The organism is Devosia sp. (genome assembly GCF_017307565.1).
In the GTDB taxonomy this organism is placed as follows: Bacteria; Pseudomonadota; Alphaproteobacteria; order Rhizobiales; family Devosiaceae; genus Devosia.
In genome coordinates this window covers 1-6,187 of the sequence record NZ_JAFKHD010000512.1, presented here as the reverse complement: position 1 = coordinate 6,187, position 6,187 = coordinate 1, and the positions used below count along the sequence as shown (strand labels likewise).

Sequence of the window (6,187 nt, the reverse complement as noted above, 5' to 3'; positions counted from 1 at the left end):
GGGGCGCTTGTTTACGGCACGCTGCTTGGATGTTTTGGGCTCGGGGCCATTGCGGGGGCCTTTCTCAATGGCCGGGCCCGGGCGCGGTTTTCCAATGAGGCGATCGTGCGGATCGCCTGTCTTGGGTTCGCGCTGAGCTGTCTGGGGCTGGCGTTCAGCCGCGATGTGTTTTTGAGCCACCTGGTGCTGCTGCCGGCGGGCACATGCTGGGTGCTGTCGCTCTCGCTGTTCAACGTCTCGATCCAGCTCTCGGCACCGCGCTGGGTGGTGGGGCGGGCGCTCTCGCTCTATCAGACCGCGACCTTTGGCGGCATGGCCGGGGGCAGCTGGATCTGGGGCCTGACGGCTGACGCGGCTGACCCGCAGTGGGCGCTGGTTGCGGCCGGTGGGGTGCTGATCGTCTGCCTGCTCGTCGGGCTGCGTTTGCCGCTGCCGCAGTTCAATGATCTCGACCTCAATCCGCTCGACACGTTCAACGAGCCGCTGCTGAAACTCGATCTGCGACCGCGCAGCGGGCCGATCATGATCATGGTCGACTACGAGATTGCGCAGGAGGACATTCCGCGGTTCCTGGCGCTGATGGGCGAGCGGCGGCGTATTCGCATTCGCGATGGCGCGCGGCAATGGGGGCTGCTGCGCGATCTCGAGAAGCCGCATATCTGGGTGGAAAGCTACCACGTGCCGACCTGGGTCGATTATGTGCGGCACAACCTGCGGCGAACGAAGGCCGATGCCGACAATATCGAGCAGTTGCGGGCGATGCATCGCGGGCAAGGGATGCCGATTGTCCATCGCATGATCGAGCGGCAGACGGTGCCGCTGGATGACACGACGCCGCTGCGCGACAGCCCGGAAGTCGGGCCCTGAGGATGGTCGCCGTTTTTATCGATGCCGATGCATGTCCCGTAAAGGACGAGGCGCAGCGGGTGGCAGAGCGGCATGGGCTGGTGATCACCTATGTCGCCAATTTTGGCCTGAGACCGTCACGCGATCCCATGATCCGCAATGTGATGGTGCCGCAGGGCGCGGATGCGGCTGACGACTGGATCGTCGAACATGCCGAGCCGGGGGATCTGGTGGTGACGGCCGATATTCCGCTGGCGAGCCGCATTCTGGCCAAGGGTGGCGCGGCGATCGGGCCGACGGGCAAACTTTTTACCACCGACTCGATCGGCATGGCGCTGGCCATGCGCGAACTTAACCAGCACCTGCGCGAAACCGGGGAAAGCCGAGGGCTCAACGCCGCTTTTTCGGCGAAGGACCGGTCGAATTTCCTGCAGCAGTTCGACCAATTGGTGCAGCGCGCCAAGCGCGGTTAGGAAGGCCGTCGGAAGTAATCCGGCATTCCTGCCTTGACGTTGACTCATTTGATGACGATGTAGGGGGTGTTCGCAATCCTGCCCCTCGGTGATTTGTCCGAAGACTTGGCCTGGAAGAAGCGACGACGGCCTAGCCGATGCGGGCGGATTGCCCCGGCAGGCCATTTCAACCGGTTCATGCGGAACGTTGGGTTCCCGGCATGACCGTCAACCCCGCGGCAAGCCAATCGTAGTGATTGCAGGTGCTGACGCCTCGCGCGCTGACGACTGTCATGCGCGTGAGACATTGTACGCCATTATGGAGGTGGAATGCCGCCCCGGCGCGACTCGCGCCGAGACAATACCGGCCACAAGGCCGGAGGAAGACTAAAATGAATACGCATATTCTCAGCGCGCCGGGAGAACTGTTCCTTGGCAGCGACGCCGCAACCGCCCTGGCCCAGGGCGCGCGGCGATTTTCATCGGGCGCAAAGGCGGTTCGTTTCGCCATGGAACAGGCGGCTCCCGTGAGCCTTCACGGCGCCCTGCTCAAGATCGGCGGACAGACGCTGGGGCCGGATCAGATCCGCACCCTGCACCGCCAGATGGAAGCGGTGGGCCAGGCCCGCCGGACCCATCAATAAAAAAGAAAACGCCGGCCAAGTGGCCGGCGTATTTTTTTGCGCCTTTGGCGCAAGGCTATTGCCTCTATGCGCGCTTGGGCGCCGCGATCAGGCCTTCACGAATGGCCTGCTTGCGGGCGGCCTTACGGTTGCGGCGAATCGCTTCGGCCTTCCGGCGCACGCGCGCTTCGGACGGCTTTTCAAAATACTTGCGGAGCTTCATCTCGCGGAAGACGCCCTCGCGCTGAAGACGCTTCTTGAGAACACGAAGGGCTTGATCGACGTTGTTGTCGCGTACCTGAACCTGCAAAAAATATCCTAACCTGGTGCTCGCCTTGCTCCCCGGAGGGCAGGCGGAGCCGATCCGTTGACCGGTGTGGCCCCTGACTATCAGGACAGATCGGCTATGCCAACCCACCTAGTGCTTATGCTGATCAGGCCGCACAGGTCGCGAGGGCTTCGGCCACGGCGATATCGGCCAAAGCGAGAGCGGCTTCGCGCGTCCTGGCGGCGGCAATGAAGCGGCCGTTGTGGCAGAAGGTTGCGCCCTTGACGCCGCTGGCGGCCTCGAGATCCTCATTGGTGAGGCCTGCCCAGGAGGCAGGAAGATCGGCGCGGAGCTCGAAGCTGTCTTCGCCGCGGCGGATGCCGGTGAGGCACCAATCCTTGTCGCGCGGGTGGACAACGAAAAGCAGGTGATCGGCGCCGGCCTTTTCGATGGCCGGGCGGAAGGGCATGCCCATGGGCAGTTCCAGCACGCGCTTGGCACCGGTCGCCTCGATGGCCTTGCGAACGATGGACTCGGCGCGCAGCTTTGCGGCGCTGCGGCTGACGGCGGCTTCGACGAAGCTGCGGGCAACTGCCAGGGCCTTGTGGAACGCCTTGCCGTCGGCCTCGGGATCCGCATCGTCGAAGTCGGGCTTCAGGGTTTCGAGGAGCGAGGAGAGCGACAGGCCGGCCAGCGGGCCGGACGGGCTGATGGCGCCGTTGTCGACGAGGTCGATCGGCAGCACGAGATTGCCATCGACCGAGGCGTGGACGCTGTCGATGTGTTCGGCAGGGACATTGAAGGAGGCGATGTAATCGCGCCCAAAATGCTTCCAGATGAGGCCGAAGGAACTATAGGGCTGGCCATCGTCGCGGAGCGGCGCGCCGCGCTGGTGGTGGTCGAAAATCTGCGCCGAGGCGTCATAGGCGCCGCCGACGTCGTAGATGATGCGGTCGGTTGCCGGTGTGATCCATTCGGGAGCGCGGCTGCGCACGATCTGCGCGTCCGGAAACAGCCGGGTCAGGACAACACTCGACAGCAACTCATCGGCATGAAAACCACCGGAGTGGGTGACGAGAAATGCTGGTGTCATGTCGCGGTCTGTCCTGAAATGGGCAATCGGGGCGTCACGACCCCCCACGGTCTCGACACGCTTTAGCTACCCTGCTTTGGAGGGGCGAGGCAATGTTATCGTTAGCGAATTGTTAACGCGTAAAAATGGCGCCAATTTGCTGGGGGTTCGAGACCTGCGACAGGTCATTCCCTCCCCTTGGCGGGGAGGGAGAAAGCAGCGTCAGGCGGGCTGGCCGAAACGTTCGTCGAAGGCATAGCCGGCGCCGCGGACCGTGCGGATCGGATCGCTTTCGCGGCCGCGATTGATGGCGCGGCGGAGGCGGCCGATATGGACGTCGACGGTGCGTTCATCGACATAGACGTCATTGCCCCAGACGCCATCGAGAAGCTGCTCGCGCGAATAGACGCGGCCAGGATGGCGCATGAGATATTCGAGCAGGCGATATTCGGTGGGACCCAGGTGCACGTCGCGGGTGGCGCGACGGACGCGGTGGGTGGTGCGGTCAAGCTCGAGATCGCCGACTTTCAGGGCGGCGGTGACGAGATTGGGATTGGCCCGGCGGAGCAGGGCGTGGATACGGGCCACGAGCTCGGGGACCGAGAAGGGCTTCACCACATAGTCGTCGGCGCCGGTGGATAGGCCACGGACACGCTCTTCCTCTTCGCCGCGAGCGGTGAGCATGATGATGGGAATGCGCGAGGTTTCTTCGCGGGCGCGGAGGCGCCGACAGAGTTCGATGCCGGAGATTTCGGGCAGCATCCAATCGAGCAGGATCAGGTCCGGCAGCTTTTCGGCAATGGCGTGCTGTGCTTCGTCGCCGGTCTCGGCAGTGACCACGCGAAAACCCTCGGCCTCGAGGTTGTAGCGCAGCAGGATGGCGATATCGCCCTCGTCTTCGACAACGAGAATGGTCGCGGGCATAGGCGTGCTCCATCGATCGGCAGCCGCATGCTGCCGTCATTCGTTCTGATTTGCCACCATCCTCTTCAGCTGCCCCCACGAAGGAGGACGGTGGCTCGTTTGGGATTAGTCTTCGGTCGTCAGGCCTTGATCTGCGTGCGATGCAGTTCCTGCACGTCAGCGGTCAGCTGCTTGCCGGTCTGCAGGTAGTAGGCGCGTTCCGCGATGTTGGTCGCGTGGTCGCCGATGCGCTCCAGGTTCTTGGCGCAGAACAGGAGATGCGTGCAGGTGGTGATGTTGCGCGGATCTTCCAGCATGTAGGTCAGGAGTTCGCGGAAGAGCGAGGTGTGCATGGCGTCGACTTCGTCGTCGCGGTTGCACACTTCCACCGAGGCGGCAGCATCGCGGTTGGCATAGGCGTCGAGGGCGTCCTTGAGCTGACGCAGGACAAGGGCGGTCATGTTCTTGACGCCATTGTAGAAGGTCGGCTGCAGGTTGATGCCTTCGAGCTTGAGCGAACGGCGCGCAAGTTGCTTGGCCATGTCGCCGACGCGTTCGAGGTCGTTGGCAACATGGATGGCGGTGACGATGGCGCGCAGGTCCGAAGCCATGGGCTGGCGGCGGGCGATGATCGAGACGCACATGTCGTCGATCTTGCGCTGCATGTCGTCGATGCGCTGGTCGGCGATGATGGTGAGATCAGCCAGCTCGCGGTCGAGCTTGAGCAGGGCCTTGGTGCCGTTCTCGATGGCGACTTCGACCTGGCCGCCCATTTCGGCAATGGTCTGGGCCAGGGCATTGAGCTCGTCGGTAAAGGACGAGACGATGTGGTCGGATGCGTTATTGGTAGGCATGACGTTGGTTCCTCGTTCCGCGATCAGCCGATGCGGCCCATGATGTAGTCCTGGGTCTGCTTGTTCACCGGGTTGGTGAAGATGTCCTCGGTGTTGCCCTGTTCGATCAGGTTGCCGAGGTGGAAGAAGGCGGTGCGCTGGGAAACGCGGGCGGCCTGCTGCATCGAGTGGGTCACGATGACGATGGTGTAGTTTTCACGCAGTTCGTCGATCAGCTCTTCGATAACGGCGGTGGCGATCGGGTCGAGGGCCGAGCAGGGCTCGTCCATGAGGATCACTTCGGGGCCGACGGCGATGGCGCGGGCAATGCACAAACGCTGTTGCTGACCACCGGAGAGACCGGTGCCGGGTTCCTGCAGGCGATCCTTCACTTCTTCAAAAAGACCTGCCTTACGCAGGGACGACACGACGATCTCGTCGAGGTCGGCCTTGTTGCGGGCGAGACCGTGGATACGCGGGCCATAGGCGACGTTGTCGTAGATCGACTTGGGGAAGGGATTGGGCTTCTGGAAGACCATGCCGATGCGGGCGCGCAGCTCAACGACGTCAAGCGAAGGCGAGTAGATGTCTTCGCCGTCGAGCTTGATGGTGCCGCCAACCTTGGCGCCTTCGATGGTGTCATTCATGCGGTTGATGCAGCGCAGGAACGTCGACTTGCCGCAACCCGAGGGTCCGATGAAGGCGGTAACCGCGCGATCCGGAATGTCGATCGAGATGCCGTGCAGGGCCTGCTTGGCGCCGTAGTGAACGGTCACGTCGCGGGCGGTGAGGCGAATGGGGCGGTCGAGCACGTCAGTCGGGTTCATGGCGGAGTCCACGTTCAGAGAAGTCTTCTTAACCTTGCCGGCAAGCATATCCATTTGGCTCATCCTTAAGCACGCTTTTCAAGGCGCGAGCGGAGATAGATCGCGGCGCCGTTGAGCAGGATCATGACCGCCAGCAGCACCATAATGGCGGCAGCCGTGCGGGGTTCGAAGAAGTTGCGGTTTTCATTGCCCTGCCAGAGATAGATCTGGACGGGAAGAGCGGCGGCCTGATCGAGCGGGGTCGCGGGGACCGAGGCCACGAAGGCCTTCATGCCGATGAGCAGGAGCGGTGCGGTTTCGCCCAGAGCGTGGGCGACGCCGAGAATGGTGGCCGTGAGGATCGACGGGAAGGTCGTCGGCAGC

8 protein-coding genes and 1 pseudogene are annotated in these 6,187 nt (G+C 63.2%); 3 read left to right on the top strand and 6 right to left on the bottom strand.

Annotated features, from left to right (window positions below; genetic code table 11):
• From J0I64_RS22265 to J0I64_RS22255, 3 genes are all read left to right on the top strand, one after another.
• Positions 1-867: MFS transporter (locus tag J0I64_RS22265; RefSeq protein WP_291412430.1), on the top strand; the 867-nt coding region annotated here is incomplete at its 5' end.
• Between the two features lie 2 nt (positions 868-869).
• Positions 870-1,319 (top strand): YaiI/YqxD family protein, encoded by a 450-nt coding sequence (locus J0I64_RS22260; RefSeq protein ID WP_291412428.1) that lies wholly within the window; start codon positions 870-872, stop codon positions 1,317-1,319.
• 371 nt (positions 1,320-1,690) lie between these two features.
• Positions 1,691-1,942 (top strand): hypothetical protein, encoded by a 252-nt coding sequence (locus J0I64_RS22255; protein WP_291412426.1) that lies wholly within the window; start codon positions 1,691-1,693, stop codon positions 1,940-1,942.
• A 64-nt stretch (positions 1,943-2,006) separates the two neighbouring features.
• On the opposite strand, the gene rpsU is transcribed toward J0I64_RS22255, so the two are convergent.
• The 6 genes and pseudogenes from rpsU to J0I64_RS22225 all read right to left on the bottom strand — a co-directional run.
• A complete protein-coding gene (gene rpsU / locus J0I64_RS22250) occupies positions 2,007-2,231 on the bottom strand; it encodes a 30S ribosomal protein S21 (protein ID WP_291412424.1) in 225 nt (74 codons plus the stop codon).
• Positions 2,232-2,355: 124 nt separating this feature from the next.
• Positions 2,356-3,282: an MYG1 family protein gene (locus J0I64_RS22245; protein WP_291412422.1), complete on the bottom strand. Its 927-nt coding sequence runs from the start codon at positions 3,280-3,282 to the stop codon at positions 2,356-2,358.
• Between the two features lie 201 nt (positions 3,283-3,483).
• Positions 3,484-4,185 carry a phosphate regulon transcriptional regulator PhoB gene (gene phoB / locus J0I64_RS22240; RefSeq protein ID WP_291412421.1) on the bottom strand — a complete coding sequence of 234 codons (702 nt, stop codon included), beginning with the start codon at positions 4,183-4,185 and terminating at the stop codon, positions 3,484-3,486.
• A gap of 119 nt (positions 4,186-4,304) precedes the next feature.
• On the bottom strand, positions 4,305-5,018 hold the full coding sequence (gene phoU / locus J0I64_RS22235) for a phosphate signaling complex protein PhoU (RefSeq protein WP_291412419.1): 714 nt from the start codon (positions 5,016-5,018) through the stop codon (positions 4,305-4,307).
• A 23-nt stretch (positions 5,019-5,041) separates the two neighbouring features.
• Complete coding sequence (gene pstB / locus J0I64_RS22230) at positions 5,042-5,824, bottom strand: phosphate ABC transporter ATP-binding protein PstB (RefSeq protein WP_291412432.1); 783 nt, start codon at positions 5,822-5,824, stop codon at positions 5,042-5,044.
• 65 nt (positions 5,825-5,889) lie between these two features.
• Positions 5,890-6,187 (bottom strand): annotated as a pseudogene (locus J0I64_RS22225) (phosphate ABC transporter, permease protein PstA); the annotation flags it as partial.